Genomic DNA, 17,285 nt, shown 5'->3' with positions numbered 1-17,285 from the left:
ACTCGACACATGCGCAAGCGCACTCTCCTCCTGGCCACGGCCCTCACCACCGGCCTGCTCACCGCCCTGCCCGCGACGGCGGCCACCGCCGCGCCCGCCACCGGCCCGAGGGCCGACTTCAACGGCGACGGCCACGGCGACGTCGCCTTCGCCGCCCCGTACGCCAAGGTCGACGGCAAGGGCATGGCCGGTTACGTCGCCGTGGTCTACGGCGGCGCCACCGGCCTCGACCCGGCCAAGCGGACCGTGGTCAGCCAGAACACCGCCGGTGTGCCCGGTGCCGCAGAGGCCGAGGACACCTTCGGTGACGCGCTCGCCGTGGCCGACCTCAACGGCGACGGCTACACCGACCTCGCGGTCGGCTCCTCCGGCGAGGACGTCGGCACCGACACCGACGGCGGCTCCGTCACCGTGCTGTGGGGCTCGGCGAGCGGCCTGAAGAACGGCACCTCGGTCAAGGACCCGGCGGTCTCCGGGCACGACCACTGGGGCCGGCTGCTGACCGCGGGCGACTTCGACGGCGACGGCAAGGCGGACCTGGCCGTCGGCACCGGCTCCTCCCACGTCTACGTCATCCGCGGCGGCTTCACCACGACCGGCACCACCGGCGCCGCGAAGCGCGTCAACACGCCCGAGACGGCGTACAGCGTCGACGCCGTGAAGGCGGGCGACACCAACGGCGACGGCCGGTCGGACCTGGTCCTCACCTACCGCGTCCGCCTCGACTCGGCCGAGTCGGGCAGCTGGTCCAAGGGCGTCGCCTACCTCGGCTCCCCCACCGGCCCGGACACCTCGCTCCCCCGTCCCCTGAACGGCGGCACCTCCCTCGCCCTCGGCGACATCGACGGCGACGGCTACGACGAGATCGCCCTCGGCAACGTCTTCACGAAGGACGACGACCACAGCGGCTCCCTCGGCGGCCGGGTCGTCGTCATCCGCGGCTCCGAGGGCGGCCCGGTCAACGGCGACGCCCCCATGGCCGAGCTGACCCAGGCCTCCACCGGCGTCCCCGGCGCCGACGAGGCGGACGACGGCTTCGGCGGCTCGGTCTCCATCGGCGACGCCAACGGCGACGGCTACGGCGACCTCGCAATCGGCGTGGTCTTCGAGGACGTCGGCACCCTGGAGGACGCCGGTTCCACGGTCCTGATGAACGGCTCCGCCTCGGGCGTCTCGCGCACCGGCGGCCGCACCCTCACCCAGGCCACCGCCGGTGTCCCGGGCACCGCCGAGGCCATGGACTACTTCGGCTCGGACGTCCTGCTGGCCGACGTCACCAAGGACGGCCGCGCCGAGTTCACGATCACCGCCGGCTTCGAGGACGAGGGCATCGGCGCCATCACGACGCTGCGCGGCTCGGCCACCGGCCCCGTCACCGTCGGCGCCCGCTCCTTCGGCCCGGGCAGCCTCGGCCAGACCCGCTCCTACGGCGCCTTCGGCACCGGCCTCATCGGCTGACCCACCAGGAGACCCCATGCGCAGATCCACCACGACCGCCCTGGTCGCCGCCCTGCTGGCGACCGGCGTCACCCCCGTGTTCCTCACCGGCCCCGCCTCCGCGGCGGTGGCGAGGCACTACGACGACTTCAACGGCGACGGCCGCCGCGACCTCGCCTACGGCGGCTACAACGACGTCGACCGCCAGGGCGGCACCGTCACCGTCGTGTACAACACCGCCACCGGCCTCGACACCGCCCACCCGAAGTACCTCCACCAGGACAGCGCCGGCGTCCCCGGGGCCGGGGAGGAGGACGACCAGTTCGGCGCGTCCCTCGCGAGCGCCGACCTCAACAAGGACGGCTACGCGGACCTCGTCGTCGGCAACCCCAGCGAGCACGTGGGCAGCGCCGACTACCGCGGCACGGTCACCGTCCTGTGGGGCTCGAAGTCCGGCCTGTCCGGCGGCACGAACCTCACGCCCGCCGGCGGCGCGGGCGGCCACTTCGGCCGTGACCTGGCGACCGGCGACTTCACCGGCGACGGCTCGCCCGACCTGGCCGTGATCGGCGGTGAGGAGGCGTGGCTGTACCGCGGCCCCTTCACCAAGTCGGGCACGACCGGGAAGGTCAGCAAGATCGACAAGGGGTCCGGCGGCTGGTACTCCTCCGCTCTCGGGGCCGGAAAGGTCGACGGGGACGGCAAGACCGACCTGGTGGTGATCGGCACGGAGATCACCGGCAGCGACATCCGCGAGCGCGCCTGGTTCCTCAAGGGCACGTCCACAGGCCTCGCCCCCGGCGCGTCCAGGACCCTCAGCGACCGGCAGCAGGGCCTCTACCCGAGCCCGGTCATCGGCGACTTCGACAAGAACGGCTACGGCGACATCGCCCTCGGCCTGCCCGACAAGGACAACGGCAAGGGCGCCGTCACGATCTGGCGCGGCACGGCGTCGGGCCCGGGCACGTCGACCACGTTCACCCAGGCCACCTCGGGCGTCTCCGGCAGCCCGGAGGCGGGCGACGACTTCGGCTACGCCATCTCGGCCGCCGACACCAACGGCGACGGCTACGCGGACCTCGCGGTCGGCGTGCCGCACGAGGACGTCGAGGGCCTTCAGGACCAGGGCGGTGTCCACGTCTTCCGCGGCGGCTCCGGCGGCCTCAGCGGCGCCCGCTCCTCGTGGATCGCCCAGACGGTGCTGGGCCCGGCCGACTCCTACGCCTCCTTCGGCTACACCCTCCGCCTGCGCGACCTGACCGCCGACGGCCGGGCCGACCTGGCCGTGGGCGCGGCGAGCAGCGCGCTGCTGATGCGGGGCACGGGCACGGTGCCGACGAAGACGGGCGCGATCGTCCTGCCGGAGCTCGGCGGCTCGCTTCCCGACTGACCTGCTCGGACCCGGCCCGGGGCAGGCGGCCCCGGGCCGGGCCGACTGACCGAACTGCCAGTCCGCCCCGCCCCGCCCTGAATCGACTCGATCCCGACCCGACCGACTCGACCGCAAGGACCACGCATGTCTCACCGCACCCCCCACGCCCTCGCGGCCCTGACCGCCACGGCCGCGCTGGGCGCCGCCCTCTTCACCGCCGTACCGGCCGCCACCGCGGCCCCCGCCAAGTACGCCGACGACTTCAACGGCGACGGCTACCGCGACCTCGCCACCGCCGCGCCCTACACCCCCGTCGGCGGCAAGACCGACGCGGGCGCCGTCGTCGTCACCTACGGCTCCGCGAGCGGCATCAGTGCCGCCCGCCGCACCGTCCTGACCCAGGACACGGCCGGCATCCCCGGCACCGCCGAGCAGGGCGACCGCTTCGGCAAGTCCCTCACCTCCGGCGACCTCAACGCCGACGGGTACGCCGACCTCGTGATCGGCAGCGTCGGCGAGGACGTCGGATCCGACGCCGACGGCGGCTCCGTCACGGTCGTCTGGGGCGGCAAGAGCGGCCTGTCCGGCGGCCGCGGCGTCCCCGACCCGGCCGTGTCGGCCCACGACGAGTACGGCATGTCCCTCACCACCGGCGACTTCGACTCAGACGGCCGCCCCGACCTCGCCGTCGGCAGCACCGGCAGCGACATCTGGATCCACGAGGGCTTCACCAAGGCCTCCGGCCCGGGGAGCCGCCACGAGCTCGCCACCGGCCTCCAGACCGGCAACAGCCTCTACGGCGCCCAGGACCTCGCCGCCGCCGACCTCAACGGCGACGGCACCGACGACCTGGTCATCACGGGCAGCGAGGCGTCGACGTACGACGACGGCAACATGATCTACCTCGGTTCCGCCTCCGGCCTCACCTACCAGACGTTCCTCAAGAGCGACGCCTGGGAGCTGGCCGCCGTCGGCGACCTCAACGGCGACGGCTACGACGACGTGGTCACGGCGGCCCCCGGAACGAACGGCAAGAGCCTCGGCGGCTCGGTGAGCTCCTACCTCGGCAGCGCGAACGGCGTCCGCACCCAGCCCCAGACGACGATCAACCAGGACACCCCGGGGGTCCCCGGCGCGGACGAGGAGACGGACGCGTTCGGCAACGACCTCTCGGTCGCCGACGTCGACGGCGACGGCTACGCGGAGGTGGCCGTCGGCGTGCTCCACGAGACCATCGGCACCGCCGAGATCGCGGGCAGCGTCATCGTGCTGCGCGGCTCGGCCACCGGCCTGACCGCCACCGGCGCCCAGTCGTTCACCCAGAACACGGCCGGCGTCCCCGGCACCGCCGAGTCCGCCGACCGCTTCGGCGCCTCCGTACGCCTGTCCGACCTCACCGGCGACGGCAAGGCGGACCTGTCCGTGGGCGCCGACGGCGAGAACCACCCCTCCGGCGCCGTCTACAGCCTGCGCGGCTCGGCCTCGGGCGTGACGACGAAGAACGCGATCAGCTTCGGCCCCGGCTCGCTCGGCATGTCGACGACCGGCTACCTGAGGCTGGGCCAGGACATGCTGGGCTGACGCCCCGGCGAGGGCCGAGGCGATGCCCGTACGGCCGAACCCCTACAACCCACGGATGCCCCAAGGCCCTTACCCCCTAAGGGATGTCACAGCTCGGCCGCAAAGCCGGGCCCGGATGCCCGGGCCCGGCACGCCACCGCCCGGGACCAGGTACGTTCGAAGACGTGGCTGGATTCAGGATCGGACGCGGCCGGAACAACGGCGCTCCTCAGACGCGACCGCAAAACCCTCCGTACGGGCAGCAGACGCCGCAGGGACCGTCGTACGGCTACCCGCCGGCGCCGCCTCAGCCGTACCCGCAGCAGCCGCCGTACGGCAACGGCGGCGGCCCCACCTGGCCGCAGCCGAACGCCGGACGGCCCGGCGGCGGCTACGGCGACCAGGGCGAGCCGGAGTACTTCGGCGACGGCGCGTACCCGCCCGGCCCCCAGGGCCCGCACGACCCGTACGCGGCGAACAACCCGGGCCACACCCAGGCCTTCTCCGTCGGCGAGGACCCCTACAACCAGGGCGACACCTACCGCGCCGGCTCGGCCGCCCCGCCGCCCGGCCCGGTCGGCCCGCGTCTGCACTGGAAGGCCCTGCTCAGGGGCATCGTCCTCGCCCCCAAGCAGACGTTCCTCCAGATGCGGGACTACACGATGTGGGGCCCGGCCCTCATCGTCACGTTCCTCTACGGCCTGCTCGCGGTCTTCGGCTTCGACGGCGCCCGCAAGGATGCGATAAACGCCACACTCTCGAACGCGATCCCCATCGTCCTGACGACGGCGGTCGCGATGGTGATCAGCGCGTTCATCCTGGGCGTGGTCACCCACACCCTGGCCCGCCAGCTCGGCGGCGACGGCGCCTGGCAGCCCACGGTCGGCCTGTCCATGCTGATCATGTCCATCACGGACGCACCCCGCCTGGTCTTCGCGATGTTCGCCGGCGGCGACGCGACGTTCGTGCAGCTGCTGGGCTGGGCCACCTGGATCGCGGGCGGCATGCTGCTGACCCTCATGGTCAGCCGCTCCCACGACCTGCCCTGGCCGAAGGCGCTGGGCGCGTCGGCGATCCAGCTGATCGCGCTGCTGTCGATCGTGAAGCTGGGCACGGTCTGAGGCTCGCCACGGCGCAGGAAAGGGGCTCCCCGGCATGGTGAGCCCCTTTTTCCTGTCTTCTTTCCTTCAGCTCAGGCGTCAAGCACCTGGTCGGCCCGCCGCACCACGGGCGGCTCCACGGACCACGGGAAGTTGATCCACTCGTCGGTCCGCTTCCACACGTACTCGCACTTCACCAGCGACTGGGACTTCTCGTAGACGACGGCGCTGCGCACCTCGGCGACGGTGTCGAGGCAGAAGTCGCGGACCAGCTTGAGCGTCTTGCCGGTGTCGGCGACATCGTCGGTGATCAGCACCTTCTTCTCGGAGAAGTCGATCACGTTGGGGACGGGAGCGAGCATGACGGGCATCTCGAGCGTCGTGCCCACACCCGTATAGAACTCCACGTTCACGAGATGGATGTTCTTGCAGTCGAGGGCGTAGGCGAGCCCGCCGGCCACGAAGACACCGCCGCGGGCGATGCTGAGCACTATGTCGGGCTCGTACCCGTCGTCGGCGATGGTCTGCGCGAGCTCGCGCACGGCGACGCCGAACTGCTCGTAGGTCAGGTTCTCGCGAACGTCACTCATACCCGCGTCACTCATGTCCGGGCCGCTCACACCTGGGTCCGGTGGAAGTTGAGGAAGGACCGGGAGGCGGTCGGCCCTCGCTGCCCCTGGTACCGCGACCCGTACCGCTCGCTCCCGTACGGGAAGTCGGCGGGCGAGCTGAGCCGGAACATGCACAGCTGCCCGATCTTCATCCCCGGCCACAGCTTGATGGGCAGGGTGGCGAGGTTGGACAGCTCGAGGGTCACGTGCCCGCTGAACCCAGGATCGATGAAGCCGGCCGTCGAATGCGTGACCAGTCCGAGCCGGCCCAGCGAACTCTTCCCCTCCAGCCGGGAGGCGAGATCGTCGGGCAGCGAGATGACCTCGTACGTACTGGCGAGGACGAACTCCCCGGGATGCAGGATGAACGGCTCGTCCCCCTCCGGCTCGACGAGCCGCGTCAGATCGGCCTGCTCGATCGAGGGGTCGATGTGCGGGTACCGGTGATTCTCGAACACCCGGAAATAGCGGTCGAGCCGCACGTCGATGCTCGACGGCTGCACCATCGCGTCGTCATAGGGATCGATCCGTACCCGCCCGGCATCGATCTCGGCCCGGATGTCCTTGTCTGAGAGAAGCACGCCCCGAGGATACGCAAGGCGCGCGGAGCGACCACAATCGGACGTCTCCGCGCGCCTGCCTGCGTGCTTCTGGTGGCCGCTGCGCTACCGCTTCTCGTAGCTCACGGGCACGACGTTCCTGAGCCGCGCACATCGCGGACACCGAAGCAGCCGAGCAGGGCCGAGCCGCTCGGCCTGCTGCATCGGGAACGAAGCGGTGGTGAACACGTGCCCATCCGCACAACGGACGACGGTGCGCTCCATCAAGTCCAAGAGTCCCTTCCCCAAGAGCCGCGTCCGGCTGCTGCTTGCCTGACGACAAAAGCCACAGTACGGGATCAAAGGGACGGCCCTCCAGGCGGCACTCCGGTCCCGTCCGGGCCCTCGCCCGCGCCCCCACCGTACGCCCCAACTCCGGTCACCCGCAGCCCGATCCCAGCCCCTGAAACGCACGGAGGCCTCGCGGTTTGAACACCGGAGGCCTGCCATGAGGTAGAGTGAGCGGGCATTCGGACACCGACTCCGGTCGGCGTCTTACGCGGGTGTAGTTTAATGGTAGAACATCAGCTTCCCAAGCTGAGAGCGCGAGTTCGATTCTCGTCACCCGCTCCAGAGAGAAACCCCAGGTCAGCGGCCTGGGGTTTGTTCATGAGCTCCGCGCCCTCCGCGTGCCCTAAGGGGTCCTTTCAGAAAGCCGGATGCTTGCGAGCACGCGTCATGCAGTGGGCGAGCTGAAGGAAGGCATCGTGCATGTCGTCTCGGACTTCCCAGCGAGTCCGTAAGCGGCGGGGGCCGTGGAGCCAGGCGATGGCGGTCTCGGCGACCCACCGGATGCGGCCCAGGCCCGAACCGTGCGGCTCGCCGCGCCGGGCGATCCCCGGGACGATGCCGCGCTGATGTAGACAGCATCGGTAGCTGTCGTGGTCGTAGCCGCGATCGGCGTACCGCGTGCGGCGGGGCCGGCCCCGTTTGCCCCGCACCGGGGGCAGGCCGTCGACCAGCGGCAGAAGCTGGGTGATGTCGTTGCGGTGCCCGCCAGTGTGCGACACGCGCAGCGGGGTGCCGTGGGCATCGGTCAGCACATGATGCTTCGAGCCCGGCCACGCACGGTCAACCGGACTCGGACCGACTTTTGGGCTGCTTCGCCCCCGCTTGGCCGGCACATGCGAGGAGTCCACGGTGACGCGGGAGAAGTCCAGGCGGTCCGCCGCCCGCAACCGGTCCAGCAGCACCCGCTGAAGCTCCTCCCACACGCCGGCCTCCTGCCATTCAGCCAGCCGCCGCCAGCAGGTAAGCCGCCATCAGGCCGTAACACTCCTCCATGGAGCATCGTTCGGCTGACTCCCGCAATGAGACCAGGGCCTGTCCGGGTGGCGGGGAGGAACACCGGACAGGCCCTGGCGGATTGAGGTGAGGTCAGCCCCGGTGCAGCCAGGCGGTGGTGTCCGGCGGCAGCAGACCCTCATCGTCCAGCAGCCCCGAGACGAGGAGGGGGCTGTGGCCGGCGGGGAGGGAAACGGGCTGGTCGGACAGGTTCACCGCGCACACCACGCCGTTGCCCCGCTCGAAGAGCAGCGTGCCCTGCGGGCTCTCCAGCCAGCGGAACTCCTCACCGCGCAGGCCGAGTTCGGTGCGGCGCAGGCGCAGGGCGGCGCGGTAGAGCTGGAGCATGGAGGCGGGGTCGGCCTGGTTGGCCTCGGCGGTGTACGACTTCCAGTCCTCGGGCTGAGGCAGCCAGGGCGCGGCGCCGGAGGTGCTGAAGCCGAAGGGCGGGGTGTCACCGGTCCACGGGAGGGGGACGCGGCAGCCGTCCCGGCCGCGGAGGGTGTGGCCGGAGCGTTCCCAGATGGGGTCCTGGAGGAGTTCCTCCGGGATGTCCTCGACCTCGTAGAGGCCCAACTCCTCACCCTGGTAGACATACGCACCTCCGGGCAGGGCCAGCATCAACAGGGCCGCCGCCCGGGCGCGGCGGGTGCCGAGCACGAGGTCGGTGGGGATCGGCCGGTCCCGGAACAGGGCCTGGACGCCGGTGTCGGCGCGGCCGTAGCGGGTGACGTGGCGCGTCTCGTCGTGGTTGGACAGCACCCAGGTGGCGGGCGCGCCGACGGCGGCGAGGCTGGTGATGCTGCGGTCGATGACCTCCCGCAACGCGCCCGCGTCCAGAGGGCACTTGAGGAAGTCGAAGTTGAAGGCCGTGTGGAGCTGGTCCGGGCGGAGGTACTCCGGCATGCGGCGGGGTCGTACGTGGGCCTCGGCGACGAAGAAGCGGGGGTCGGGGTAGCTGTCTGCGATGGCGCGCCAGCTGCGGAAGATGTCGTGCAGTCCGTCGCGGTCCCAGTGCGGGTGGTCCTGCTGGCCCTCGCCCGTGAGGACGGAGAACTCGGTCAGCCCGAGGTCGGGCAGCGCCGGGTCCTTGACCATGCCGTGAGCCACGTCGATGCGGAAGCCGTCGACGCCCAGGTCGAACCAGAAACGCAGGATCGACTCGAACTCGGCACGGACCTCGGGGTTGTCCCAGTTGAGGTCGGGCTGTTCGGGGGCGAAGAGGTGGAGGTACCACTGGCCGTCGTCGGTGCGGGTCCAGGTGGGGCCGCCGAAGGCCGCGTGCCAGTCGTTGGGTGGCAGGGAGCCGTCCTTGCCCTTGCCGTCGCGGAAGATGAAGCGGTTCCGTTCCGGTGAGCCGGGGCCGGCCGCCAACGCCTGCTGGAACCAGACGTGCTGGTCGGAGGTGTGGTTGGGGACGATGTCGAGGATCACGCGCAGGCCCAGCTCGTGGGCCTCCGTGATCAGTTGCTTGGCCTCGTCCAGCGTGCCGTAGGCGGGATGGATGTCGCGGCAGTCGGAGACGTCGTAGCCGCCGTCGGCCAGCGGGGACGGGTACCAGGGGTTGATCCAGATCGCGTCGACACCGAGGTAGGCCAGGTACTGCAGGCGGGAGCGGAGGCCGGCGATGTCGCCGGTGCCGTCGCCGTCGCCGTCGGCGAAGCTGCGTATGTAGACCTGGTAGATGGCGGCCCTGCGCCACCAGTCGGCGTCGGCTGGCAGCGCGGTGGGGGTCGGGATGCTCATGGTGCTCGGTCCTGACTGTCTGAAGAAGAGGGTGGGGGTGGTGGGTCAGCCCTTGATCGAGCCCTGGAGCAGCGCCTTGACGAAGTGGCGTTGCAGGACAAGGAACACGAGGATCGTGGGGGCCATGATGAGAAGGGCACCGGCGTTCAGCAGGACCTGGTCGGTGCTGTATTTGGTGGTGAACGCCTGCAGGGCGCCGGCCATGGTGCGCTTGTTGGGGTCGTCGATGAGCACCAGGGCGAGCAGGAACTGGTTCCAGGTGGACAGGAACATCAGCAGGGCGAGGGAGGCGATCGCGGGGCGGGCGAGCGGCAGGTGGATGTGGAACAGCGCGCGCCAGGGGCCAGCGCCGTCCATGCCCGCCGCCTCGGACAACTCCTTCGGTACTCCTGCGAAGTGCGCCCTCATCCAGAACACCGCGAACGGCATGTTCATCCCGATGAGCGGGAGGATCAGCGCCCACTGGGTGCCCAACAGGCCCATGGCTCTGGTCTGTTCGTAGAGCGGGACGATCACAATCTCGTACGGCAGGGTCAGCGTCAGGACGAGGACCGTGTAGAAGACGCCGCCCAGCGGGATCTCCAGTACGGCGATCGCGTACGCGGCCATCGTCGCGATCAGGACCGCGACGGGGACGACGCCGAGCACGATGAGCATGCTGGACTTCAGCAGCGTCGTGATGTTGGCGACGTTCCAGGCGTCGACGAAGTTGTGCCAGTGCGGGTCGGACGGCCAGCTCAGTCCGGAGGGAAACGTGCCCTGGGGCGCGAGGGCCGCGCTGACCATGCTCAGGAGCGGGACGACGGAGTAGAGCGCGGCGGCCGTGATGAGGATGAGTCCGGGAGTGCGACGGCGAAGTGCGCGTGCGGTCTGCGTGCGTTCGGGCATCGGACTACTTCTCCCGGAACAGGCGCTGGAGCGGGACGACGACTGCGATCACGACCAGGGCGAGGACGACGGCGAGCGCGGAGGCCGCGCCGAGGCGGGCGTCGTTGAAGGCCAGACGGTAGACGGCGACGCCGGGGACCATGGTCTGGGTGCCGGGGCCGCCCTGGGTGGCGAGATAGACGACGTCGAAGCTGGCGAGCGCGGCGATGATCGTGATGGTGACGCAGACCCCGATCTCGTTGCGCAGACCGGGCAGGGTGACGGCCAGGAACTGGCGGATGGGACCGGCGCCGTCGATGCGGGCCGCCTCGTACAGGCTGTTGTCGATCTTTCCGATGCCGGCCAGGAGCAGCATCGTGCACAGACCGGTGGACAGCCAGGTGCCGATGAAGCCGACCGCGGTCAGGGCCCAGGTGTAGTCGGCGAGCCAAGCGCGGGTGACGCCGTCGAGGCCGATGGCGCGCAGGAGCTGGTTGACCACGCCGTTGTCGGAGTACATCCAGGTCCAGGCGACGCCCGCGGCGGCTCCGGGGATGATCTGCGGCAGGAAGAGGAGCGTGCGGGCCAGGGCGCCGGTGAAGCGGCCTTGCAGCTGCCTCAGTACGGAGGCGGTGATCAGGGCGATGGTCACCGGCAGGATGGTGAAGAAGAGGATCAGGTAGAAGGCGTGGAGCAGGGAGGAGAACTGCTCGTTGTCCGTGAAGACCTCGGTGTAGTTCCTCAGGCCCACCCAGGTGGAGGCGCCGACGCCGTCCCAGTCGTAGAAGGAGTACTGGATCGACAGCAGGACCGGGTAGAAGTTGAAGACGCCGTAGAAGGCGAGGGCGGGGAGGGCGAAGAGCCAGCCGGCCCACCGCCGGGCCCGGAGCCGGTGGCGGCTCCGGGCGGCGGTGACGCCGACGGGCGACTTGGTGGATCGCATACCCCTCAGCTGTTCTTCAGTGCGTCGGCGTAGGTGGTCTGGAGGGTCTCGACCATCGCGGCGGGCTCGACCTTGCCGGAGACCAGCAGCTGGAGCTGCTGGGTCAGCTTGGTGTTGAGGGCCGGGGCGGCGTTCTGCAGCCAGCTGTCGAAGCCGTTGTCGGCGGCAATCGCGGCGTAGCCGGCCTGGATCTGCTCGGTCAGCGTGCCGGACAGCGACGGCTTGCCCGGGGCGGCCGTACCGTCGGTCAGGGCGGCGTAGCCGTTGTCGACGGCGACCTTCGCGGCCTCGGGGGTGGTGAGGAAGTCCAGGAACAGGGCGGCGGCGTCCTTGTTCTTGGAGCGGGCGGCGATGGAGAAGGCGAGGGTGTTGCTGGTCATGCCCGCGTACGGGCCGTCCTGCGTGGCCGGCGGCATCGGGAAGACGCCGTACTTGCCCTTGAAGTTCTTGTCGAGGGTCTGCGTGATCCAGCTGCCCTGGAAGAAGAACAGGCCCTTGCCGCCGGTGAACTTGCCGTACGACGCCTCCTGGTTGAGGGCGTTGACGTCGGAGGCGAAGTAACCGGCCTTGATCCACTTCTGCAGTGTCTCGGTGGCCTTGACCGCTTCCGGGGTGTCCAGGGTGGCGCCCGGCTGGTGGTACACGATGTCGCTGAGCTTCTCGGCGCCCATGTAGTCGCCCAGCAGCAGGTTGTAGAGGTGGCCGATCAGGCCGTCCTGGTTGGAGGCGACGATCGGAGTGATGCCGGACTTCTTCGCCTTCGCCATGACGGCTTCGAGTTCGGTGATGGAGCCGGGCACGGTGTTCATGCCGACCTTGGCGGCCAGCTCCTTGTTGTAGAAGACGCCGACCAGCGGGCCCGCCGCACCGCCCGCCTGATACAGCGGACCGCCACCGACCGCGCCGTTCGACACCCGTCCGGGCGCGAGCGCGGAAGCCGGCGCCGTCGAGCTCCAGCCGTACGCCTTGTCGTAGGCGTCGAGGTTGGTGAGCAGGTTGTCCTTGACGCCGCCGAGGAGGTCGTAGGGCTGGACGAGGTCGGGCGTGGAGTCGGAGGCCAGCAGCCTCGGTAGGACGGTGTTGTAGTTGTTGTCCGCCTCCACCCGCAGCTTCACCTTGATCTTCGGGTACTTGGCCATGAAGGCGTCCGCCAGGCCCTGCTGGTACGTCTGCAGGCCGGCCGCGGAGAACAGGGTCAACTCCGCCGGGGTGTCGGCGACAGCGGTGTTGACGGCGGTCGGCGTCGGGTTCGCCGCCGCGCCGGAGTCCGAGCCGGAGCCGGAGCCGGGAGCACTGCACGCGGCCAGCGTCACCAGCGCGGACACCGCGGCGACGGACGCCAGCGGGGCACGCAGGCGTCGGTCGGCGGTTCTGACGGGGGAGGTGGGGTGCTGCTCGGGCATGATGCCTCCTCGCATCCATGCGGCTGCCGATCCAGGGCACGGTCGGCAGACAGAGGTCGGCGAGCTTCCCGACCGGGCCACAGGGGGTGCGAAGGTCGTTTCGGAAGCGTTTCCGTTCCCGAAAGAGTGAGGCGGCCGAGCAAGCCTGTCAAGTAACGAAGCCGCAACATACATGTGACGTGCCGAAACGATCAGATGGCCGGACAGGGCAGCGATCGCCATCACCGAGAAGCTCGGAAAACCTTCCGAAGATTCCGGAAGCGTTTCCGATCCGCTCGGCTGGTGGGTTAGCCTTCCGGCATGGCGCAGAGCTCCCAGAAGATCAACATGGCCGACGTGGCCCGTGCCGCCGGCGTCTCGATGGCCACCGCCTCACGCGCGCTCAACAACGACTACGGCGTATCCGAGGCCACCCGCCGCCGCGTCCTCGCGGTCGCCGAGGAGCTCTCCTACGTCGTCTCCCCCGAGGCGTCCCGCCTGGCCGGCGGCGCCACCGGCCGGGTCGCGGTGGTCGTACCGCACATCTCCCGCTGGTTCTTCGCGGCGCTGCTGGAGGGACTGGAGTCCGTACTGCGCGCGGCCGACCTGGACGTGCTGCTCTACCACGTCGACGGCATCGAGGACCGCCACGACTTCTTCCATCGCCTGCCCGCCCGCCGCAAGGTCGACGCCGTCGTGGTCCTGGCCTTCCCGGTCGGTGAGGAGGAGCAGCGCCGCCTGGAGCTGATGGGTGTCACGATCATCGCCGCGGGCGGCCAGCACGCGCCCTACCCGAACGTCTCCATCGACGACGAGACCGCCGGCCGCCAGGCCATGGACCATTTGCGCTTCCTGGGCCACCGCCGCATCGCGATGATCGCGGCAGTCGACCCGGACCAGCCGGACGAGGTCCAGCCGTCGGGCCGCTCGAACGCGTACTACGCCGCTCTGCGCGACGCCGGCATCCCGGTCGACGAGCGGCTCGTCGTCACCGTCGACTGGGGCGGCGACCAAGGCGCCGACGCCATGGCCAAACTCCTCAGCCAGCCCGAGCCGCCCACCGCCGTATACGCCCACTCCGACGAGGTCGCCCTCGGCGCAATCCGCACACTCCGCCGGGCCGGACTGCGCATCCCCGACGACATCTCCGTCATCGGCATCGACGACCACCCGGTCGCCGAGCTGACCGACCTGACCACGGTGCGGCAACCGGTACGGGAGCAGGGAGAGCGTGCCGGGCGGATGCTCCTGGACATCCTGCGCGGCGAGGAGACAGAACACGACGTCGTCGTACCGACACAGCTGGTGATCAGGGGTAGTACGGCGCCGCCGCGCGGGTAACCGTGTTCACCCGTCGGCGCAGATTCCGTACGTGGGGGTGCCAAGCGCCAGCGGCGTACCTCGAAACATGGCGACGCGGCGAGTGGCATCCTGAGGCATGGCGACTGAGTGGAGAGCATGGAGTCCGGACTGGCGCAGGCTGGACTGCCTTGCCGGATGCGGGGAGTTGATCAAGCGGGCCCGCCACTCGTGGGTCGAGATAGGCGGCACACGCCCGGGTAGTTGGTTGATCGGGACGCGCGTCGACGTGAGCCGCGCCTTCGCGGATCCTCCTGGCGCTTCTCCGCACTGACAGAGCCCAAGTGGCTGAGGACCTGACCGTGATCAACATCGAACCGATCACCGATGCCCACGCGCACGAGAACTGGTTGCCGGCTCCGCCTGGCCACTGCCCCTTCTGCTTGGACCCACAGGGGCAGCCCACGGACGAAGACATCTACCCGAAGTGGCTCGTACGCGAGATGAAGCGACACGGCATTCGGAGCACGGACCCGCAGCGGCGGCGTATCAACTGGCCGACGACACCCAGCACTGCAAAAACACGTGGATGTCGACCCTGGAGAACGACGTCAAGGACATCCTCATCCCGATGTTCCACCAGGTGAGAGCACTCGACGAGCACGCGCAAGGTCGACTCGCTCTGTGGGCCGCCAAGATGGCCGTTCTCCTGGACGCGGTGGGCGGCAACATCGTTCCGCACGGTGCCGGCCAGGGACTGGAGATCAACCGTCAGCCGCACCACGGTATGAGGGCCTGGATCGCCGCCTACCACGACCCGAACCCCTTGGCTCTGGTGTCGCGCCCGATCTACATGCCCGGGAAAGATCCGAAATACGAGCTGCTCGGCCTGTGCGTCACCTTCTCAGTCGTCAAAGTCGCGTTTCAGGTCTTCATCCCCTTCTTCGACGGGGACCTCGCGCCCCTTGAAGACTTTCACGGCTCTGTCCTGCAGATATGGCCCCCGACAAGCCCTCTGCTGGACTGGCCGCCTCGGTTCCGGTTCGACCAGACGTCCATCCAGGCGCTCGCAGTAAGACTCAATGACAACCGCGAGGACGTGACGATGGAGGTGAACCTCAGCGCGGCGGAACGGGTGAGGCGCACGCCTTCAGACGGCCCGACGTAAAGGCGGTGCGCAGTGCACTGCATAGACGGGCACGGCGTCGATGTGTGCAGTCGCGATGACGCCGCTCAGGCGACCTGCGAGCCGAGTCATGCCGCACCTGCAAAGCGCCTACCCGGCCCCAGCGGTCTATCGATCACGACGCCGTGCCCACAGCGTGCCCTTAAGAGCGGACAACAGCGATCAACAGCGGTGCGAACCCTGCCTCACAGGGCCGCCGGTAAGCCACATAAGCGCAGGTCAACAGCCATGTCGCCTTCCAAGCGCCGTCGCTTCCCAAGCTGAGAGCGCGAGTTCGATTCTCGTCACCCGCTCCATGTGAAACCCCCAGGTCAGAGACCCGGGGGCTCTTTGTTGTCCAGACCGGTGGGCCGGTCGCGCACCACAACCGCACCATTAGCTCTCGGCAGCCTCTTCGCTGTGGTGCGCGGGGTCGTCCTTGTGGCACTTCGCACGCTCGGCACGCACCAGGTCGTCGAGCCCGGCAGCCACCTCCCGCTGCCGCTCCTCGTCGGAGTGCTGGTAGATCAGCGCGGCCTTCTCGGAGGACTGCCCGGCTCGGACCTCGTGTCCTTGAGGGTGGCGCCGGAGCGGGTCGAAAGGGTGTGCCCGGTGTGACCGCGGTCCTAGAAGCGGTATGCGTCCGGGAGGCCAACGACCCCGCGAGCCCTGCCACTTCCGCCCGAAGGAGGTGCGCCGGAAGGGAGCGCAGGTTCGGGCCGAGGGCCGCCCACGCCTTGAGCTTGCCCTCGTAGGAGTGCTTGATGTGCTCGATGACGATCGGGGTGGCGACGAAGGCGGCGTCGGGGAAGGCGTCGGCGAGGACCTCGGCGCCGAAGTAGAAGTCGGGGTCGCCGTGGCTGACGAAGACGGTGGTCAGCTTCTTGCCCGAGTCGAGGATCTCGGCGGCCAGCCGGTGACCGTCGGCGCGGGTGAAGCCGGCGTCGACCAGCAGCGCCTCCTGCTCACCGGTGACGAGCGTGGCGGTCTTGTTCTTGCTGCCGGCCGGGAAGTCGAGGTCGAGGACCTTGAAGGAGAGGGTGCTCATGCGGAGCCTCCTGGAGGGGGACGGAATTCAGTGGGTGGGGGCGGTGGTCAGGGCGACCAGTCGCCGATCGATCTCGTCGGCGGTGGCGTGGCCATGGGCCAGGGTGGCGACTCGGTCGCGGTCCGCGGCGCGGGACGTCCACCGGCCCTGGGTACGCCGCACCGAACCCCGCCGCCTCACCCGGCCCCCGACCGCCGCGGGCTTCGCAACCTCCGCGACGCGACCGCCGCGAGACCGGCGGCCGCACCGAAACCCACACGCCCAGGCCCTGGACGGCCTCCCGGCTCGAAGAACAAGCCCCGGGCCAGGCGTCACCACGTCGGCAAGACGGTCAACGCGCCGAGTCGATCAAGGAACACCCAGCTCACCGAGGCAAACGTCAAGCTCAGGCGGCCGTGTGGGCGGCCATGACTTCCACCCCTCTGGTGGGGAGCAAAGAGGCGGAGAAGGACCCGTCAGCCCTGGGTGCCGTCCTGGTCGACGGGGTACAGGCCGAGCACGCCCTGCGGGTCGGAGGGGTTCACGCCCTTGACGTCGCCGACATAAAGGTTGACGCGGGCCTTGTAGCGGTCGAGGGCGGTGCGGTTGCTCATGAACTCGCCGAGACCGAGCGGGTTCATGTTCTGGTAGTGCCAACGGGGTTCCATGGATCGCACTCTAGTGAGAGCTCCTTCGAGGGTCGTCTCTCCGACCGGGTTCCGGGGGGCCTGACAGCGCCGGCATTCAGGTGGTTATCCGTACTGAATGAGGCGAGTCGGCGACTGGCGCGCGGCTTTGAGGGGCAGGCGGTGCCTACTGGGTACTGCTGCCATCACCCGGCAACGGCCCTACGTCGCCCATCCCGAACGGCGCCGGACACCTACCGCGCATCG

15 protein-coding genes, 1 tRNA gene and 1 pseudogene are annotated in these 17,285 nt (G+C 69.8%); 7 read left to right on the top strand and 10 right to left on the bottom strand.

Features of this window, described 5'->3' with window-relative positions:
* Positions 1 to 9 precede the first annotated feature (9 nt).
* The 4 genes from PV963_RS24560 (at position 10) to PV963_RS24545 (ending at position 5,490) form a co-directional block, all read left to right on the top strand.
* The gene (locus PV963_RS24560) at positions 10 to 1,458 is read left to right on the top strand and encodes an FG-GAP repeat domain-containing protein (RefSeq protein ID WP_274817904.1); all 1,449 of its coding nucleotides are present in this window, start codon (positions 10 to 12) and stop codon (positions 1,456 to 1,458) included.
* Between the two features lie 16 nt (positions 1,459 to 1,474).
* Positions 1,475 to 2,827, top strand: a complete 1,353-nt coding sequence (locus PV963_RS24555) for an FG-GAP and VCBS repeat-containing protein (protein ID WP_274817903.1) — start codon at positions 1,475 to 1,477, stop codon at positions 2,825 to 2,827.
* A 126-nt stretch (positions 2,828 to 2,953) separates the two neighbouring features.
* Complete coding sequence (locus tag PV963_RS24550; protein WP_274817902.1) at positions 2,954 to 4,390, top strand: VCBS repeat-containing protein; 1,437 nt, start codon at positions 2,954 to 2,956, stop codon at positions 4,388 to 4,390.
* A gap of 83 nt (positions 4,391 to 4,473) precedes the next feature.
* On the top strand, positions 4,474 to 5,490 hold the full coding sequence (locus PV963_RS24545; RefSeq protein ID WP_274817901.1) for a Yip1 family protein: 1,017 nt from the start codon (positions 4,474 to 4,476) through the stop codon (positions 5,488 to 5,490).
* 71 nt (positions 5,491 to 5,561) lie between these two features.
* On the opposite strand, the gene PV963_RS24540 is transcribed toward PV963_RS24545, so the two are convergent.
* Positions 5,562 to 6,059, bottom strand: a complete 498-nt coding sequence (locus PV963_RS24540; RefSeq protein ID WP_029180629.1) for a phosphoribosyltransferase — start codon at positions 6,057 to 6,059, stop codon at positions 5,562 to 5,564.
* 26 nt (positions 6,060 to 6,085) lie between these two features.
* Positions 6,086 to 6,661: a dCTP deaminase gene (gene dcd / locus PV963_RS24535; protein WP_010032156.1), complete on the bottom strand. Its 576-nt coding sequence runs from the start codon at positions 6,659 to 6,661 to the stop codon at positions 6,086 to 6,088.
* Positions 6,662 to 7,178: 517 nt separating this feature from the next.
* On the opposite strand from dcd, the gene PV963_RS24530 reads away from it, so the two are divergent.
* Positions 7,179 to 7,252 (top strand) — tRNA-Gly (locus PV963_RS24530).
* Between the two features lie 74 nt (positions 7,253 to 7,326).
* Here PV963_RS24530 and PV963_RS24525 read toward each other — a convergent pair.
* The 5 genes and pseudogenes from PV963_RS24525 to PV963_RS24505 all read right to left on the bottom strand — a co-directional run.
* Positions 7,327 to 7,932: pseudogene (locus PV963_RS24525) on the bottom strand (IS5 family transposase); the annotation flags it as partial.
* Between the two features lie 124 nt (positions 7,933 to 8,056).
* Entirely contained in the window at positions 8,057 to 9,709 is a 1,653-nt protein-coding gene (locus PV963_RS24520) for a glycoside hydrolase family 13 protein (protein ID WP_274817900.1), read from the bottom strand.
* Between the two features lie 45 nt (positions 9,710 to 9,754).
* A complete protein-coding gene (locus PV963_RS24515) occupies positions 9,755 to 10,597 on the bottom strand; it encodes a carbohydrate ABC transporter permease (RefSeq protein WP_274817899.1) in 843 nt (280 codons plus the stop codon).
* Positions 10,598 to 10,601: 4 nt separating this feature from the next.
* Positions 10,602 to 11,519, bottom strand: a complete 918-nt coding sequence (locus tag PV963_RS24510; RefSeq protein WP_274817898.1) for a carbohydrate ABC transporter permease — start codon at positions 11,517 to 11,519, stop codon at positions 10,602 to 10,604.
* Between the two features lie 5 nt (positions 11,520 to 11,524).
* Entirely contained in the window at positions 11,525 to 12,922 is a 1,398-nt protein-coding gene (locus PV963_RS24505; RefSeq protein ID WP_274817897.1) for an extracellular solute-binding protein, read from the bottom strand.
* 300 nt (positions 12,923 to 13,222) lie between these two features.
* Here PV963_RS24505 and PV963_RS24500 point away from each other — a divergent pair, with 300 nt between their 5' ends.
* Entirely contained in the window at positions 13,223 to 14,242 is a 1,020-nt protein-coding gene (locus PV963_RS24500; RefSeq protein ID WP_274817896.1) for a LacI family DNA-binding transcriptional regulator, read from the top strand.
* A 547-nt stretch (positions 14,243 to 14,789) separates the two neighbouring features.
* Positions 14,790 to 15,368, top strand: a complete 579-nt coding sequence (locus PV963_RS24495) for a hypothetical protein (protein ID WP_274817895.1) — start codon at positions 14,790 to 14,792, stop codon at positions 15,366 to 15,368.
* A gap of 160 nt (positions 15,369 to 15,528) precedes the next feature.
* On the opposite strand, the gene PV963_RS43675 is transcribed toward PV963_RS24495, so the two are convergent.
* The 3 genes from PV963_RS43675 to PV963_RS24475 form a co-directional block, all read right to left on the bottom strand.
* Complete coding sequence (locus PV963_RS43675; RefSeq protein ID WP_342456399.1) at positions 15,529 to 16,413, bottom strand: MBL fold metallo-hydrolase; 885 nt, start codon at positions 16,411 to 16,413, stop codon at positions 15,529 to 15,531.
* Positions 16,414 to 16,440: 27 nt separating this feature from the next.
* Positions 16,441 to 16,575 carry a hypothetical protein gene (locus tag PV963_RS24480; RefSeq protein WP_274817894.1) on the bottom strand — a complete coding sequence of 45 codons (135 nt, stop codon included), beginning with the start codon at positions 16,573 to 16,575 and terminating at the stop codon, positions 16,441 to 16,443.
* A 293-nt stretch (positions 16,576 to 16,868) separates the two neighbouring features.
* Positions 16,869 to 17,060 carry a hypothetical protein gene (locus PV963_RS24475; protein WP_274817893.1) on the bottom strand — a complete coding sequence of 64 codons (192 nt, stop codon included), beginning with the start codon at positions 17,058 to 17,060 and terminating at the stop codon, positions 16,869 to 16,871.
* Positions 17,061 to 17,285 lie beyond the last annotated feature (225 nt).

It is taken from the genome of Streptomyces coeruleorubidus, assembly GCF_028885415.1.
Taxonomy (GTDB): Bacteria; Actinomycetota; Actinomycetes; order Streptomycetales; family Streptomycetaceae; genus Streptomyces; species Streptomyces coeruleorubidus_A.
This window is presented reverse-complemented; position numbering and strand designations above follow the sequence as displayed.

Coding starts and splice junctions, on each gene's coding strand:
- PV963_RS24560 (WP_274817904.1), top strand. CDS start 10: ATGCGCAAGCGCACTCTCCTCCTGGCCACGGCCCTCACCACCGGCCTG.
- PV963_RS24510 (WP_274817898.1), bottom strand. CDS start 11,519: ATGCGATCCACCAAGTCGCCCGTCGGCGTCACCGCCGCCCGGAGCCGC.
- PV963_RS24520 (WP_274817900.1), bottom strand. CDS start 9,709: ATGAGCATCCCGACCCCCACCGCGCTGCCAGCCGACGCCGACTGGTGG.
- PV963_RS24500 (WP_274817896.1), top strand. CDS start 13,223: ATGGCGCAGAGCTCCCAGAAGATCAACATGGCCGACGTGGCCCGTGCC.
- PV963_RS24545 (WP_274817901.1), top strand. CDS start 4,474: ATGTCACAGCTCGGCCGCAAAGCCGGGCCCGGATGCCCGGGCCCGGCA.
- PV963_RS24515 (WP_274817899.1), bottom strand. CDS start 10,597: ATGCCCGAACGCACGCAGACCGCACGCGCACTTCGCCGTCGCACTCCC.
- PV963_RS24475 (WP_274817893.1), bottom strand. CDS start 17,060: ATGGAACCCCGTTGGCACTACCAGAACATGAACCCGCTCGGTCTCGGC.
- PV963_RS24495 (WP_274817895.1), top strand. CDS start 14,790: ATGTCGACCCTGGAGAACGACGTCAAGGACATCCTCATCCCGATGTTC.
- PV963_RS24555 (WP_274817903.1), top strand. CDS start 1,475: ATGCGCAGATCCACCACGACCGCCCTGGTCGCCGCCCTGCTGGCGACC.
- PV963_RS43675 (WP_342456399.1), bottom strand. CDS start 16,413: ATGAGCACCCTCTCCTTCAAGGTCCTCGACCTCGACTTCCCGGCCGGC.
- PV963_RS24505 (WP_274817897.1), bottom strand. CDS start 12,922: ATGCCCGAGCAGCACCCCACCTCCCCCGTCAGAACCGCCGACCGACGC.
- PV963_RS24540 (WP_029180629.1), bottom strand. CDS start 6,059: ATGAGTGACGTTCGCGAGAACCTGACCTACGAGCAGTTCGGCGTCGCC.
- PV963_RS24550 (WP_274817902.1), top strand. CDS start 2,954: ATGTCTCACCGCACCCCCCACGCCCTCGCGGCCCTGACCGCCACGGCC.